14 protein-coding genes are annotated in these 13,672 nt (G+C 53.8%); 13 read left to right on the plus strand and 1 reads right to left on the minus strand.

The annotated features are described in order from the left end of the window. The first annotated feature begins 254 nt into the window (after positions 1–254). The gene (locus tag SOJ49_RS18830; RefSeq protein ID WP_305452951.1) at positions 255–713 is read left to right on the plus strand and encodes a MarR family winged helix-turn-helix transcriptional regulator; all 459 of its coding nucleotides are present in this window, start codon (positions 255–257) and stop codon (positions 711–713) included. Positions 714–873: 160 nt separating this feature from the next. Here the strand turns inward: SOJ49_RS18830 and SOJ49_RS18835 are convergent, their stop codons facing one another. Further along, positions 874–2,655, minus strand: a complete 1,782-nt coding sequence (locus SOJ49_RS18835; RefSeq protein ID WP_369856018.1) for a DEAD/DEAH box helicase — start codon at positions 2,653–2,655, stop codon at positions 874–876. A 387-nt stretch (positions 2,656–3,042) separates the two neighbouring features. On the opposite strand from SOJ49_RS18835, the gene SOJ49_RS18840 reads away from it, so the two are divergent. The 12 genes from SOJ49_RS18840 (at position 3,043) to SOJ49_RS18895 (ending at position 13,651) form a co-directional block, all read left to right on the plus strand. Next, positions 3,043–3,528: a nucleoside deaminase gene (locus SOJ49_RS18840; protein ID WP_303431046.1), complete on the plus strand. Its 486-nt coding sequence runs from the start codon at positions 3,043–3,045 to the stop codon at positions 3,526–3,528. A 230-nt stretch (positions 3,529–3,758) separates the two neighbouring features. Then, a complete protein-coding gene (locus tag SOJ49_RS18845; protein ID WP_303431048.1) occupies positions 3,759–4,697 on the plus strand; it encodes a LysR family transcriptional regulator in 939 nt (312 codons plus the stop codon). Positions 4,698–4,833: 136 nt separating this feature from the next. Continuing rightward, a complete protein-coding gene (locus SOJ49_RS18850; RefSeq protein WP_303431049.1) occupies positions 4,834–5,823 on the plus strand; it encodes an ABC transporter substrate-binding protein in 990 nt (329 codons plus the stop codon). Between the two features lie 2 nt (positions 5,824–5,825). Continuing rightward, positions 5,826–6,614 (plus strand): ABC transporter permease, encoded by a 789-nt coding sequence (locus SOJ49_RS18855; protein WP_303431050.1) that lies wholly within the window; start codon positions 5,826–5,828, stop codon positions 6,612–6,614. Next, on the plus strand, positions 6,614–7,384 hold the full coding sequence (locus SOJ49_RS18860) for an ABC transporter ATP-binding protein (protein WP_305415484.1): 771 nt from the start codon (positions 6,614–6,616) through the stop codon (positions 7,382–7,384). Before SOJ49_RS18855 ends, SOJ49_RS18860 begins: the two co-directional genes overlap by 1 nt. Positions 7,385–7,396: 12 nt before the next feature. Next, complete coding sequence (gene nthB / locus SOJ49_RS18865; protein ID WP_303431052.1) at positions 7,397–8,095, plus strand: nitrile hydratase subunit beta; 699 nt, start codon at positions 7,397–7,399, stop codon at positions 8,093–8,095. Beyond that, complete coding sequence (gene nthA, locus SOJ49_RS18870) at positions 8,092–8,712, plus strand: nitrile hydratase subunit alpha (protein ID WP_303431053.1); 621 nt, start codon at positions 8,092–8,094, stop codon at positions 8,710–8,712. Before nthB ends, nthA begins: the two co-directional genes overlap by 4 nt. A 1-nt stretch (position 8,713) precedes the next feature. After that, positions 8,714–9,103, plus strand: coding sequence for a nitrile hydratase accessory protein (locus SOJ49_RS18875; protein ID WP_303431054.1), 390 nt, complete (start codon positions 8,714–8,716; stop codon positions 9,101–9,103). Beyond that, positions 9,100–9,828: a cysteine hydrolase family protein gene (locus tag SOJ49_RS18880; RefSeq protein WP_303431055.1), complete on the plus strand. Its 729-nt coding sequence runs from the start codon at positions 9,100–9,102 to the stop codon at positions 9,826–9,828. Before SOJ49_RS18875 ends, SOJ49_RS18880 begins: the two co-directional genes overlap by 4 nt. Beyond that, positions 9,825–10,421 (plus strand): HupE/UreJ family protein, encoded by a 597-nt coding sequence (locus SOJ49_RS18885; RefSeq protein ID WP_303431056.1) that lies wholly within the window; start codon positions 9,825–9,827, stop codon positions 10,419–10,421. Before SOJ49_RS18880 ends, SOJ49_RS18885 begins: the two co-directional genes overlap by 4 nt. A 214-nt stretch (positions 10,422–10,635) precedes the next feature. Next, complete coding sequence (locus SOJ49_RS18890; RefSeq protein ID WP_305474940.1) at positions 10,636–11,628, plus strand: formamidase; 993 nt, start codon at positions 10,636–10,638, stop codon at positions 11,626–11,628. 682 nt (positions 11,629–12,310) lie between these two features. Further along, the gene (locus tag SOJ49_RS18895; protein WP_369856019.1) at positions 12,311–13,651 is read left to right on the plus strand and encodes an NAD(P)/FAD-dependent oxidoreductase; all 1,341 of its coding nucleotides are present in this window, start codon (positions 12,311–12,313) and stop codon (positions 13,649–13,651) included. Positions 13,652–13,672 lie beyond the last annotated feature (21 nt).

Consider the following 13,672-nt stretch of genomic DNA (forward strand, 5'->3'; position numbering starts at 1 on the left):
GTGACTATTATTAGTCTCAAGAACAACGTCAAATTGTATGCCTCCCCAAAAAATCGAGGCTTAAGGCAGAAGTTTTTTATCATGCTAGACCAAGGGATCTCCCACGAAACCATCGCAATTCACCAACCGATCAGTATCAGTGCCCATCCTCAAGTAGAATAAGAGCGGTGTACTGGTACAGAGAACCTGGCGCCAGTACTATCCGCGGCGCTCCGAATACAGTGGCATTACAAAATCGTAAAGGAAATCAACCAATGACCCAGCGCGTGAAGCGTAGTGAAGTACTTACCGATCTTATTCTTGAAATCTTCCGATTTAATGGCACATTGCGCGAAACAGGTGACAACCTGGTACGCGGTTTGGGATTAACAAGCGCTCGGTGGCAAGTGCTTGGCGCAATCACAATGGAAGAACACAACCCTACTGTTGCCAGCATTGCTCGCCGAATGGGTCTGGCAAGACAGTCAGTACAACGGGTCGTGAACGATCTGGTCAAAGAGGGTCTTTTAATATGCAAAGACAACCCGGATCACAAAAGAGCAAAACTGATTGTCATGACAGAGGCAGGTAGCGAAAAATACCGGCTGGCGGATGTACGGCAACACCACTGGGTTGAGGCCTTATCCGACAACCTGACGGCACAAGAGCTGCAACAAGCGCTTGATTTGATTCGACAGTTAGATCAACGCTGCCGCAAAGACCTGAGCAAGTAACCAATCACCATCTTCAACCTGCAGCGAGCGTCTTGAACTGTATAGCCAGACACCGGCATCCTTGCGCTTTTATCTGTTCCAGGATATTGCCAAGGCATGGAGTAGCAGGAGAACGGCGCTGTCCGTATCCTTGCGTTACGAACCGCCACAGAGGGCGTCCCTACACTTCGTTTGCCTTGCGGTAATTCCCCTGATAATCAAAGATCCGCTCCTGCACCTGCCAGTAGTGTTTTTGTTTGCGGGCTATAACAAAGTCCGGTGCCGGTAGCTGGGCCTGCACCTCAAGCACTTCTTCGATCCGGCTGAACTCTTTCGGGGTCTGACTATTGCCGCAACGCCGACCAAACAATCGGTTAAAGACGTGGCGTTGTGCTGACTTGCTGAAATCGAAGGACTCGCCCAATTCCTCCCCGTCTTCACCGTGGTAGGTGATCTTCAGCTTGCTATCGGGTTTGTCTCTGTGGCTGCTCAGGGTGATCCCGGCACAGCGGATCACCATGGCATTTTTCAGTTTCAGGGCGTCCCTGAGCTGATCATCCGGGTCGATAATGGCTTGTTTGCACTGGTGGCAGTTACGGGCGGCGATGTCATTCTCGCTACCGCAGTGGGGGCACTCCTTGAAGCGGAAGCGGTAATCACACTGCTGCGGACGCTCGTACTGCGCTCCCGGCCCATCCTCTTCCTCAGGTTCCAGCAACCCCTGACAACGACGCCCGTAGTGTTCAATCACATGGCCGTGACCATCGGTTTTGCCCCAGAAAATATTGGCAAACCCACAGGCCGGGCAGAACACCTGTACCGGTTCGCTGTCCGGGTTGGGCTTTTTCTCCCCCACTTCCGGGTGATGCAGGTTGATATGGTTGCCAGCGTAATCAATCACCAGGCAGTCCTGTTTGCCGGTGTCCAGCCGCAAGCCGCGCCCGACGATCTGTTGGTACAGGCTCACCGACTGGGTTGGGCGCAGAATGGCGATCACGTCCACATGAGGGGCGTCAAAGCCGGTGGTGAGTACGGAGACATTCACCAGATACTTCAGCTGCCGCTGCTTGAAGCGCAAGATCAAGGAGTCCCGCTCATTCTGCTCGGTAGCCCCGGTAATCAAGGCAGTTTGCTGTTCCGGCAGATAGCCGGTGATCTCTTTGGCGTGCTCCACCGTGGCGGCAAAGATCATCACCGCCTGGCGCTCAGCAGCCAGTTCCATCACCTGTTCGATAATGGCCCGGGTCACCCGTTGGTGTTTGCCTAACAGCTGATTCACGTCTTTTTCGGCGTATTCACCAAAGCGGTTTTGCGTCAAGGCGGAGAAATCGTATTGCGCCACAGCGGCGTCCACCAGTTCCGGGCGGGTGAGGTAGCCGTTGTTAATCATGTACCTTAACGGCAGCTCATAAATGCAGCGCACAAAGGGCTTGTCCTGCTCACTGCGAACAAAACCCCGGTAGTGATAACGGTAGATCCAGCCCATGCCTAAACGGTAGGGCGTGGCGGTCAGCCCAAGTACCTTGAGAGCGCGGTTCCGTTGCCGTAGCTGATCGATGATTTTTTGATACTGACTGGTTTCCTCACCACTGACCCGGTGACATTCGTCGATGATCAGCAGGGAATATTCATCCCCGAACTGATCAAGGTTGGCGGAGACGGACTGCACGCTGGCGAAAGTGACCTGGTGCCGATTCTCCTTGCGTTTTAACCCGGCGGAGAAAATGCCAGCCGTCACCCCGTAGCTCTGGTATTTGGCGTGGTTCTGCTCAACCAGCTCTTTGACGTGGGCCAGCACCAGAATCTTGCGCCGAGCCAGACGGGCCAGCTCGGCAATGACCAGACTCTTCCCGGCACCAGTGGGCAACACAATAACCGCCGAATCGTCGGATTTTCGGAAGTGTCTCAGCGTGGCATCAACGGCTTCCTGCTGGTAGGGGCGGAGCTGAAAAGGGGTTTTCATATATAGAGCTTGATCGCTGTCAGTGGATGTCTCTCAAACTTCGGTTTGATAAACAGCTTAATGGATAGCCGGTAGTTGGAAAACAGCACAATCAGTGGGCTGGGCACTTGGATTGGGGAATATGCCCTGAACAGGGGGGAAGTCGTATTGCCAGCCCGGTCGTCTCTGACATTGCACGCGCACGGATGAAGTGCCTTTCACCCTTCCGCACACCAGATCACATCAGCGCTGATATACCAACAACCCTCTCTATATTCTCCGAGGGCGGCACCGATACCTCGCTGTTGGTGAAAGTAAACATGGAGTCGCGACTATTTTTGGCATCAATTCGACAGGCTAGTCTTTGCCGGGTCACGTTAACCCAATCAATTTATACAGGATGCCCCCATGATTACTGATATCGACAAGACTCATCTTGAGCGCACTGTCGTACTGGCAGAAACGGCCTTGAGCAAAGGCAATGAGCCTTTCGGCTCTGTATTAGTATCGGAAACAGGTGAAGTGCTGTTTGAAGATCACAACCACATCGGCACCGGTGACGATACTCTGCACCCTGAGTTTGCAGTTGCCCGCTGGGCGGCCAGCAACATGACAGAAAGCGAGCGTGCAACAGCAACCGTGTATACCTCTGGCGAACATTGCCCGATGTGTGCTGCCGCTCATGGCCTGGTTGGTCTGGGACGGATTGTCTACGCCAGCTCTGCAGAGCAATACGGCAAATGGCTGATCGAAATGGGGGTTCCTACTCCTACGGTAAATCCAATGCCAATCAACGCTATCTCTCCATTCATTCCGGTCGAAGGCCCAGTGCCCGAGCTGGCTGAGCGGGTTCGGGGTTTGCTGCAAACGTTGTATACATCACGCGGCCTGTAATGTCCTTGGTCGTCTGACCAGAGATCGGAAGCCAGAAGCTCCGAGGTATCTCCTTTGGCGGGTTGCGCGATGACCCGCCAGGGAAGCTGGCACAAACGGAATGACCATCTACACTCATGCCCACTAAGACAGTATTTTTCTTATAGTCACTTTCATTTCCCAGTCTTTTCCAGGCTTGTGGTCGCGATATTGCTTCGTCCTCTTGCGATTCTGTTTACCGAGAGCTGAGCATGAACCTTTCTGATATTGACCTTCGACTACTACGAGTATTTCAAGCCGTTGTAGAAACCAAAGGATTTCACAGCGCTCAGGAAGAGCTGAACATCAGTACATCCACCATTAGCAACCATATGAACCAATTGGAAGCACGGGTTGGATTCCGCCTCTGCCAGCGTGGCCGTAGTGGCTTTCGCTTGACGCAAAAAGGTGAAGTTTTTCATCAGACCATGGTGGAGTTTTTCGCCGCCGTAAAAAGTTTTCAAGCCAAAACGCAGCAGCTGCGCAACAGCCAGAAGGATGCCATTCATCTTGGCATTATCGATAACCTGGCAACGGATGACACCTGCCCATTACACCGGGCATTATCCTGGTTTTACAGTACCTACCAGCCAGACAAGCCCACCAATTTGACAATCGAAGTGCTTTCGCCCGAAGCCATCGAAAAAGGCTTGATCAACAATAGTCTGGATATTGGCATTGGTATCTTTGATCAACACCACAGTGATCTCACTTATGAACCGCTGTATTTCGAGCGGGATGTGCTGGTATGTCGGCCAGATCACCGACTGGCAGGAGTGAAAGATCGTCGGGAACTTGCCAACACGATTGTTAATGAGAAAAAAGTGGTGCGCCATTTTATGCAGAAGCGCGAATTCGCCTTTATTGCCCAAGATCATGAGAGTGTGATTGCGACGGTCTGCAATGTGGAAGAATCCGCGATGATGATCCTGCATGGGCCGTTTATTGGCTTCCTTCCCGAGCACTATGCCCGCCCCTGGCTGGAGGAAGGACGACTGGTTGCGCTGATGCCAGAGCATTTTGTGCATTATTCTCAGGTGTTCATGGCCTACCGAAAAGATAACCTCGAACAAAAATCGGCGGCTAGAATGCTGGCCGACCGCACTAATAAAGAGCGCTTGATTACAGACTCGCTCTCGATTGAGGCGTAAGTATTTAAATCCCGCCTATACCCTCCAGTTCGTGAAAGTAAACATGGATTCACGACTATTTTTAGACCCTATCCGGTGGACTAGTCTTAATTGGTAACTTCAACCCGATTCATACTTAGTAAACCGGAGAAATATTATGGTTATTCGAAGCACTATTACCGCGCTGGCCACTGCCATTGCATTAAGCACCGCGTTACCAGCCAACGCAGAGTCGAACCTGACTCCCGTAACGGTCGGACATTTGGTGGCTCTGGATATGGCTCCGTTGTTTGTCGGTGTTGAGAGTGGTTGTTTTGAGCAGCAAGGTCTGGCGGTCGATACCCGTTTTTTTGCCAACCCTGGCGATAACAATGCCGCGCTGGCTGGTGGCTCTCTGGATTTCAATATCAACCCTTTCACGTTGCCATTCTTTGCCGCCAGCAGTGGTGTACCGATCCGAGTGGTGGCTGCCGCTGGCGGTTGGGGTGTGATGGAAGTCATCGCCCAGAGCGGGCTTGATCTGAACTCAATGGAAGATCTGAAAAAACATGTGGATTCCGGTGGCAAGAAACTGAAAATTGCCGTGCTGCAGGGCGATACCCTGGAGCTGATCATGATTACCGAGCTACAACGTGTCGGCTTGTCGGCCGACGACGTCGAGTTCATTTACTTCGATGACCTGCTAGCCATGGTGCAAGCCTTCCGCAGCGGCGTCGATATTCTCAGTCACATCAAACCATACACCTCCGAGATGATCGAAAAGGGCACTGCGACCCGCCTGACTGACAACGCCACCGCCTGGGCTGAGAGAGCTCCGAATACTGTAGTCAGCGTGCTGCAATCGACCCTGGATGAAAAACCTGAAGTCGTGGAAGCCTTGCTCAAAGGAATGATCTGCGCAGCCGATATCATCAACACCGACGTCGACAAAGCCATGTCTCTACTGCAGGGCGGCAATTACTATCGCGTGCCAGATGCAGTACTGAAAACAGCCTTTAACAGCGCGCCGTCACCTATTTCGTTCTCGCCGGATGTTGAGTCCATACAGTACGTTGTCGATGAAATGTCCAAGCTGGGTTATATCGACGGCAAGATTGCCGCAACCGATATTTTCCGCACAGGCATGATTGAATCTCTGGAGCAGTGAGCATGAAGTCCATTGCCTGGGAACGAGTGGCCCCTTGGGGGGTTGGCACTCTGTTTTTCTGCCTGATCATTGTGCTCTGGGAAGTGGCTGGCCATAACGAACTCACGTTCACCACCGTTATGCCGCCCCCCAGCGAGTTTCTCTCAATGGTTGTGGAAAGTGGTTTCCGGATTGGCCTGGGTTCCCAGGCTGCCTCTCTGGATGAAGCGATTCTGGCTACCTTCGGGCGTGTGTTTGCGGGTATGGCGCTGGCGTTTGTCGCGGCACTGATTACCGGCATGCTGATTGGCCTGTCTCGCTTCGTTACCTGGTGCATCTCACCGCTGCTGTATGTGCTGGCACCGATTGCACCGATCGCCTGGATCCCTTTGGCTATTGTCGTCTTTGGGATCAACAACGGCACCGCGGTATTCATCGTCTTTATGGGGGTCTATTTCATCCTCACCATTGGCACGCTGGCAGAGATTCGCCGGGTGCCGGAAGAATACATCACCGTGTCTGGCAACCTTGGAGCCAGCAAGTGGCAGCGCTGGGTCTGGGTTGTTTTTCCCGCCATTCTACCGGGGGTATTTACCTTACTGCGCACCAACTTTATTGCCGCCTGGATGGCAGTCCTGGTTGCAGAGATGGTTGGCATGCGAGATGGCCTCGGGGCAATCATCATGATGGGACGTAACCTGTTCAACAACGAACTGATCATGTTCGGCATGTTGATTATCGGCGTATCCGGATTTCTGGTTGACCGCATTCTGGCCTTTATTGGCAAGCGTATCTTGTGGTGGAGAGTGTAATGAACAGCTTCAATACTGAGCCTCGTCAGGTGTTTTCGCTGGACAATTTGACGGTGAATTTTCCAACCCGAAAGGGTTCTGTCCCCAGCCCCCTGCAAAACATGAACCTGGAGATCGATGCCGGGCGTATTACCACGATTCTGGGTCGCTCCGGTTGTGGCAAAAGTACATTACTGAGAACGCTGGGCGGGTTTATCCAACCCGAGGATACCGGCGGTGTGTTGTACAAGCAGCGCTTTATGAATGGCCCGACGCCAGAGATCGTCATGATCTTTCAGGAGAACAACCTGTTCCCCTGGCTGACGGTTGAAGGCAACGTCAAGTTTGGCCTGCGGTTTCGCAAGGATGACACCCGCGACCAGGTAACAGCCGTGAAGGAAATTCTAGCCAGCGTCGGACTGACTGACGCTGCAAAACAGTATCCACACGAGCTTTCTGGCGGCATGAAGCAACGCACAGCCATAGCTCGGGCGCTGATTACTCGGCCCAAAGTGCTGCTGCTTGATGAGCCCTTCAGTGCTCTGGATATCAGCCTCAAACGCCATATGCACACCCTGATCCGAGAACTGCAAGCAGACACTGGCACCTCTATGGTGATGGTGACTCACGATGTGGAAGAAGCCATTACCGTGGGAGACCGGGTACTGGTTCTGGGCGGCAATCCGGCCGATTTTCTGATTGATGCAAACACAACAGCGTCGGCCATGCTCGACCGTTATTCATACGACTACCTCGAACTGCAAAAAAAGGTCGAGCGCGTCATTTACTAACAGGAGCACTTGATGAACGGCATTCATGATATGGGCGGTTTACATGGCTTTGGTCTGGTGAACGTTGACCCTAACGAACCGGTATTCACCACCGAATGGGGCAGTCGTATTTTCTGCATGGTACAGGTGATTGACGGGCTAGGCGTCTGGAATCTGGATGAGCATCGGCACGAAATCGAGCTGATGCAACCGGAAGACTACATCAGCCACACCTACTATGGGCGCTGGATGTTTGCCATGGAGCGGATTCTCTATCGGCGTAATATTCTGAGTTTGAACGAAGTGGAACAGCGAGTCGCCGAAATCGCTGCCGACAAGCGCGAGTTTGCACCACTCCATTCCGAAGGCCGCAACTGGCCGCTGGCGGAAGCCGACAAAATCCCCTGGGGCGCCTGGCGCAAAGAAGTCACCGTTGAACCGATTTTTGCGGAAGGGCAATGGGTACGGGTGCGCAATATCCATCCACCCGGCCATACCCGGGTGACGGGGTACACCCGAGGCAAGTCAGGGCAGGTGTTCCGAGTAAATGATCAGGCCTGGGTGTTACCAGATACCCGCGCGCATCATCAGGGTGAGAACCTGCAGGCGGTCTATACGGTGCGGTTTGAAGCACAAGTGCTCTGGGGAGAAGCCCATGCCGAACCCAATTCATACGTTTATATCGACCTCAGTGAAGACCATCTGGAACCAGAGCAGGAGAAGCAACAATGAGCCATAACCACGAACATCCGAAAAAAGCCTGGCAGGCCATTCGGACTGAAGCGATCGAGAGCCTGTTGAATGAAATCAACGTGCTGTCGTCAGACGACGTGGACCAGGTGGTCAAGCACTACGAAGAAAATGTTGGCCCCAAAACCGGGGCCAGCGTCATTGCTCGCGCCTGGGTCGATCCCGCCTTCAAACAGCGACTGCTGGCCAATGGTCTGGATGCCTGTAATGAACTGGGCATCGGTGGCCCGGAGACCGAGATGCTGCATGTGGTGGAAAACACACCCACAGTACATAACGTGGTGGTATGTACGCTCTGCTCCTGCTACCCCTGGCCGATTCTGGGATTACCGCCGGTGTGGTACAAATCAAGCGCTTACCGTTCCCGCTTGGTGCGCGAGCCACGCAAGGTGCTGACCGAAATGGGGGTCACGCTGACCGACGATATCGAAGTCCGGGTTTGGGATAGCGTGTCTGAAATTCGTTATCTGGTCATGCCCGAACGCCCGGCCGAGACAGAACACCTGAGTGAAGAGGAACTGATCGAGCTGATCAGCCGTGATCATATGATCGGGGTTTCCCGCACCATCGCCATTTCACCCAACAGCCAGGACAATTAAGATGCAATCAGACTCTCTGGTAACGGCCCTGCGCCAGTCTGGTTTTGAAAACCTGACCTTTAACACCCCTTGGTCCGCACGTCTGTTTGGCATGACGCTGGCGGCCAGTAAAAAACAACTGTTCACCCTTCCACAATTCCAGCAGTCATTAATCGAACGTATCCAACGGCAAGAGAAAGGTGGTTGCATAACCACCGATGACGACTACTACAGCTGCTGGCTGGAAGCTCTGCAAAGCCTGCTGGAAGCGCGCAATTTATGGCAGCCAGAGCAGCTCAGTGCGCGAGAAGTTGAAGTCTTCGAAGCCGGTGAACATCGACAGGAACTGCAACGTCAGGCCCACTCCCATACCCACTCCCACACATCCGTTCGGCCGGAGGTGGTGCAATGATGATTCCAGGTGATCCATACGATTTCCCGATTGAAGGGCCGTTACTGCCAGGCAAAACCGCCTTGATAATTATCGATATGCAGCGGGATTTCTGCGCCCCTTCCGGCTACATGGATACTCGCGGCGGCGACCTGCGACCTGCTCGGGCGGTTATTCCTCACATCCAGGCAGTCCGTAAAGCTTGCCAACAGATCGGCATCGAAGTGGTTTACACCCGCGAAGGGCACCGCCCCAACCTGTCTGACTTACCCCGTTGCAAGCGAATGAAAACCGCCCTGGCGGGTGCCGAAATAGGCAGTGACGGCCCGCTGGGACGGCTATTGGTACGCGGCGAGCACGGTTGGGATTTTATCGACGAACTGCAACCCGGTGCCGACGAAGTCATCATAGACAAAGCAGGAACCGGCGCATTTCATGGCACCGACCTGCACGACATTCTTCGCCACAAAAAAATTGAGAACCTGGTCATCACCGGCGTAACCACGGGCGTTTGCGTTAGCTCCACCGTACGAGAAGCTGCCGATCGGGGCTATAACGTACTGGTACTGGAAGATTGTTGCGCCGAGCCGGACAAGCACACTCATGACATTGCCATTGAGCTGCTGAAGATCGAGGGTGGTTATCTGTCAACGATCTCTGATGCTGCGCAATTTCTGACAACTATCACGTCAATAGCTACCCAAGTGAACACTCAGAACACTCTACTTTCGGAGATGCCAAAATGAAATATCTACCGCTCAAACTGATGTTGCTGGTATTGCCATTATCTGCGCAAGCTCACCACCCCATGGGAGGACAGACCCCGGAAACGGCCGTACAGGGGCTGTTATCCGGGATCGGGCACCCAATCATCGAGCTGGATCATTTCCTGTTTGTGGTCGGCTTTGCCGCGCTGCTGGCGTTTTGTAGCCGCCATGTATTTTCTCAGGTGAGTCTGTTCCTGGGGTTGGCGATTATCGGCACCCTGAGCCGGATGGCAGTGCCTGAAATCCACTTTTTTGAAATTGGCATTGTTGCCACCAGTGCACTGGTCGGAGTGTTTATGATCGTGCAGAAACTGGACCGCACCCAATTGCTATGGGCTTTGGCGACCGTTGCCGGGCTGTTGCATGGCTACGCCTACGGTGAAGCGATTGTCGGTGCCGAAGCCACGCCGGTGCTCTCTTATCTGGTGGGTTACTGCCTGATTCAGGCAGCTCTGATACTGGGTATTGTCTTCGGCCTGAAGCATCTGGCAGGCGATCGCCTTGCCACCATCGCCGCAAACTATCGCACCGCCGCTGGCTCTCTTTTAATCGGACTAGCACTGATCGTCTAGGTCGTACTTGGCCTGGATCAACGATCCAACAAAGGCGCTGAATCAGCGCCACAACCATCTGCGCGACGCGACTGGGCCCATGAAGATTGGCATGCACAGCGGTTGCTCGCGCCAGCAATCTGACAATATTGAGTGGCCGTGTCTCAACACGTGCCCTGTTTTTTTACGCCCGTCGTAATGATAGTGCCACGGGCGATATGACTCGGAGAAAAACATGAGTGGACTTGGTGGCTTGAACAAATCACCGTCAGGAGTGGTTATTGGTTTGGTGCAACTGCAGTTGCCAGACGTATCGACGCCAGCACAACTGGCAAAACAGACCCAGCGAGTGTGTGAACTGGTCGGCAAGGCTCGGCGCCAGTCGGCCGTAATGGACCTGGTCGTGTTCCCGGAATACTGTCTGCACGGACTGTCGATGGATACCAACCCCGAGATCATGTGCAATCGGGACGGGCCAGAAATGGCCGCCTTCCGGACAGCCTGCCGGGAGCATGATATCTGGGGCTGCTTCTCCATTATGGAATTCAACCCCGAAGGTAATCCGTACAATACCGGCGTGATTATTGACAACGAAGGTGAAATCAAACTCTTCTATCGCAAGCTGCATCCCTGGGTGCCGGTCGAACCTTGGGAACCGGGCAATCTGGGTATCCCTGTGTGTGCAGGACCCAACGGCAGTACACTGTCACTGGCGATCTGCCACGACGGCATGTTCCCTGAGGTGGCCCGAGAATGTGCCTACAAAGGTGCCAACATCATGCTACGGACAGCAGGCTATACGGCACCGATTCGCCATTCCTGGAAAATCACCAACCAGGCCAACGCCTTCTGTAACCTGATGGTAACGGCAAGTGTTTGTCTGGCTGGCAGTGAAGGCACCTTCAACTCCATGGGCGAAGGTATGTTCGTGAATTTTGATGGAGTTCCCATAGTGGAAGGCAACGGCCTGACGGACGAGATTATCAGCGCAGAAGTACGTCCTGATCTGATCGACGAAGCCCGCATTCACTGGGGTGTCGAAAATAACATCTACCAGTTTGGCCACCGGGGTTACGTCGCGGTCAAGGGGGGCGCACAGGATTGCCCTTATACCTTTATGCAAGACATGGTTAACCACCGTTACCAACTGCCTTGGGAAAACGATGTACGGGTGACTGACGGCCGGGATTTCGGCTTCCCGATCCCAGAACGAACGTACCAGCCATAAGCCTTGGCAAATCGTGACGCGAGTGTTGTCAGTACAGGTCTCACATGACTGAACGCTCGTCAGGCGGCTCGTACCGAATCCAGGCTAGCCGCCGATCCTCTATAAAGCCCATTCCGTTTGGTTTTTCAACGCCTCGTACCCGCTGCCGCTGCGGATAGACGCCTTGATCCTGATCCATTACAAATGATCATCAGGATCATGGTCAGCCTTTCTGTTCCTGTTGAGAAGCCAAATACTGCTCGCTGATTTTGAAAGGGCCAAAGAGTCCCTGATCGCCGACGGAAAAACACGCCATTTTTTCGCTCCCGAACAGCAGAGACTTTATCCACGGAATAAATAGAGTAACGGTCAATATCACGCCAAAGATAATCTCCCTGCAACGGTGTTATTTGAAGCCGACCCCACCACACCAGCCAGGCACGATGAATTTTCGCCTCTCATTATAGTCAGATGCCTCGTCGCCTCCGCCTGTATCCATCATCTGTCGTACACATATCGTCGTACATTCATCGTAGCGTTTTATTCGTAGACAAGGCGACCACCTCTGGTACAAGGCCTGCGGTCCTATTCTGAGACATCGGGATCATTGCCCACATGAACAACAACAGACTATGGTACGTCCGTTAGGCTCCACCTTTTCCCGACCCGTTTTTCACCTTTTTACCTTTTCACAGGAGCGGACATGAACACAAACAACACCCAGCCCCCCAGCAACAGCTTGCAGCATATCGTCATCGTTGGCGGGGGTGCCGGAGGGCTGGAACTGGCCACACAACTGGGCCACACCCTCGGGCGCAAGGGCAAGGCCCGTATTACCCTGCTCGACCGCAATCGCATCCATATCTGGAAACCGCTGTTACACGAGGTGGCCACAGGCACGCTGGATACCGGCACCGAGAGCGTGTCGTACCACGCCCATGGCGCGCGTCACGGCTATCAGTTTGAACTGGGCGAGTTGACCAATGTGAATCTGGCCAGCAAAACGCTGACGCTGGCGCCTCGTCGTAACGCGGAGGGAGAAACCCTGATGCCACCGCGCAGCCTTGAGTACGATACGCTGGTGTTGGCGGTTGGCAGTATCAGCAACGATTTCGGTACACCGGGCATTCAGACCCACTGTTATATGCTCGATTCCCACAAGCAGGCGGGACGCTTTCATACCGCGCTGATCGATCAGTTCACCGATATTCACCAGAACCGTCCGGGAGACAGTTTGCGCATTGCCATCGTCGGTGCCGGAGCAACGGGTGTTGAGTTGTCTGCCGAGTTGCATCGGGTGACTGAGTTATTGCGCTCTTACGGAATGGCGGGCATGTCGCGGCATCAGCTGGAGGTAACGCTGGTCGAGGCCGGGCCACGGGTACTGCCTGCTCTGCCGGAGCGTATATCCACCGCCGTCACTCGGGAGTTGCGCGAGCTGGGGGTGTCTATCCAGACTGCGGTGATGGTCAGTGCCGCCGATGAACAGGGGCTGCAAACCAAGGACGGCAGCCGTATCGATGCCGACCTGATGGTCTGGGCCGCGGGCGTGAAGGCACCGGATTTTATCCGTCAGATTGAAGGACTTGGGCTGAACCGCCCCAATCAGATTATTGTGAACGATTTTTTGCAGGCCAATAATCCGGATGGCGAACCACTCAAGGATGTTTGGGTGATCGGCGACTGCTGTGCGTTCACCATGGAAGACGGCAGTCAGGTGCCACCCCGCGCCCAGTCTGCCCATCAGATGGCCAGCTGCGTCTATAAAAATATTCTTAACGAACGCGAGAACAAGCCGCTGAAGGGGTTCAAATACCACGACCATGGTTCCTTGGTGAGCCTCAGCCGTTACAGCGCCGTCGGTAATTTGATGGGCAACCTCAGCAGCAAGTCCATGTTTGTTGAGGGTAACCTCGCCCGCCTGTTTTATGTGTCGTTATATCGCATGCACCAGCTGGCGATTCACGGCAAATTCCGGGGAGCCATTATTGTGGTTCTGGACTGGCTGACCCGGGTGATCAAGCCGAAGATGAAATTGCATTAGCCGCCATGGATACCGGATTTT

The sequence above is a fragment of the Candidatus Thalassolituus haligoni genome (assembly GCF_041222825.1).
Classification (GTDB): Bacteria; Pseudomonadota; Gammaproteobacteria; order Pseudomonadales; family Oceanobacteraceae; genus Oceanobacter; species Oceanobacter antarcticus.

What these genes read in the sequence shown, in the direction of transcription:
- nthA (WP_303431053.1), top strand. Translation starts at nt 8,092, where the DNA reads ATGAGCCATAACCACGAACATCCGAAAAAAGCCTGGCAGGCCATTCGG.
- SOJ49_RS18875 (WP_303431054.1), top strand. Translation starts at nt 8,714, where the DNA reads ATGCAATCAGACTCTCTGGTAACGGCCCTGCGCCAGTCTGGTTTTGAA.
- nthB (WP_303431052.1), top strand. Translation starts at nt 7,397, where the DNA reads ATGAACGGCATTCATGATATGGGCGGTTTACATGGCTTTGGTCTGGTG.
- SOJ49_RS18890 (WP_305474940.1), top strand. Translation starts at nt 10,636, where the DNA reads ATGAGTGGACTTGGTGGCTTGAACAAATCACCGTCAGGAGTGGTTATT.
- SOJ49_RS18885 (WP_303431056.1), top strand. Translation starts at nt 9,825, where the DNA reads ATGAAATATCTACCGCTCAAACTGATGTTGCTGGTATTGCCATTATCT.
- SOJ49_RS18880 (WP_303431055.1), top strand. Translation starts at nt 9,100, where the DNA reads ATGATGATTCCAGGTGATCCATACGATTTCCCGATTGAAGGGCCGTTA.
- SOJ49_RS18860 (WP_305415484.1), top strand. Translation starts at nt 6,614, where the DNA reads ATGAACAGCTTCAATACTGAGCCTCGTCAGGTGTTTTCGCTGGACAAT.
- SOJ49_RS18895 (WP_369856019.1), top strand. Translation starts at nt 12,311, where the DNA reads ATGAACACAAACAACACCCAGCCCCCCAGCAACAGCTTGCAGCATATC.
- SOJ49_RS18845 (WP_303431048.1), top strand. Translation starts at nt 3,759, where the DNA reads ATGAACCTTTCTGATATTGACCTTCGACTACTACGAGTATTTCAAGCC.
- SOJ49_RS18855 (WP_303431050.1), top strand. Translation starts at nt 5,826, where the DNA reads ATGAAGTCCATTGCCTGGGAACGAGTGGCCCCTTGGGGGGTTGGCACT.
- SOJ49_RS18840 (WP_303431046.1), top strand. Translation starts at nt 3,043, where the DNA reads ATGATTACTGATATCGACAAGACTCATCTTGAGCGCACTGTCGTACTG.
- SOJ49_RS18850 (WP_303431049.1), top strand. Translation starts at nt 4,834, where the DNA reads ATGGTTATTCGAAGCACTATTACCGCGCTGGCCACTGCCATTGCATTA.
- SOJ49_RS18835 (WP_369856018.1), bottom strand. Translation starts at nt 2,655, where the DNA reads ATGAAAACCCCTTTTCAGCTCCGCCCCTACCAGCAGGAAGCCGTTGAT.
- SOJ49_RS18830 (WP_305452951.1), top strand. Translation starts at nt 255, where the DNA reads ATGACCCAGCGCGTGAAGCGTAGTGAAGTACTTACCGATCTTATTCTT.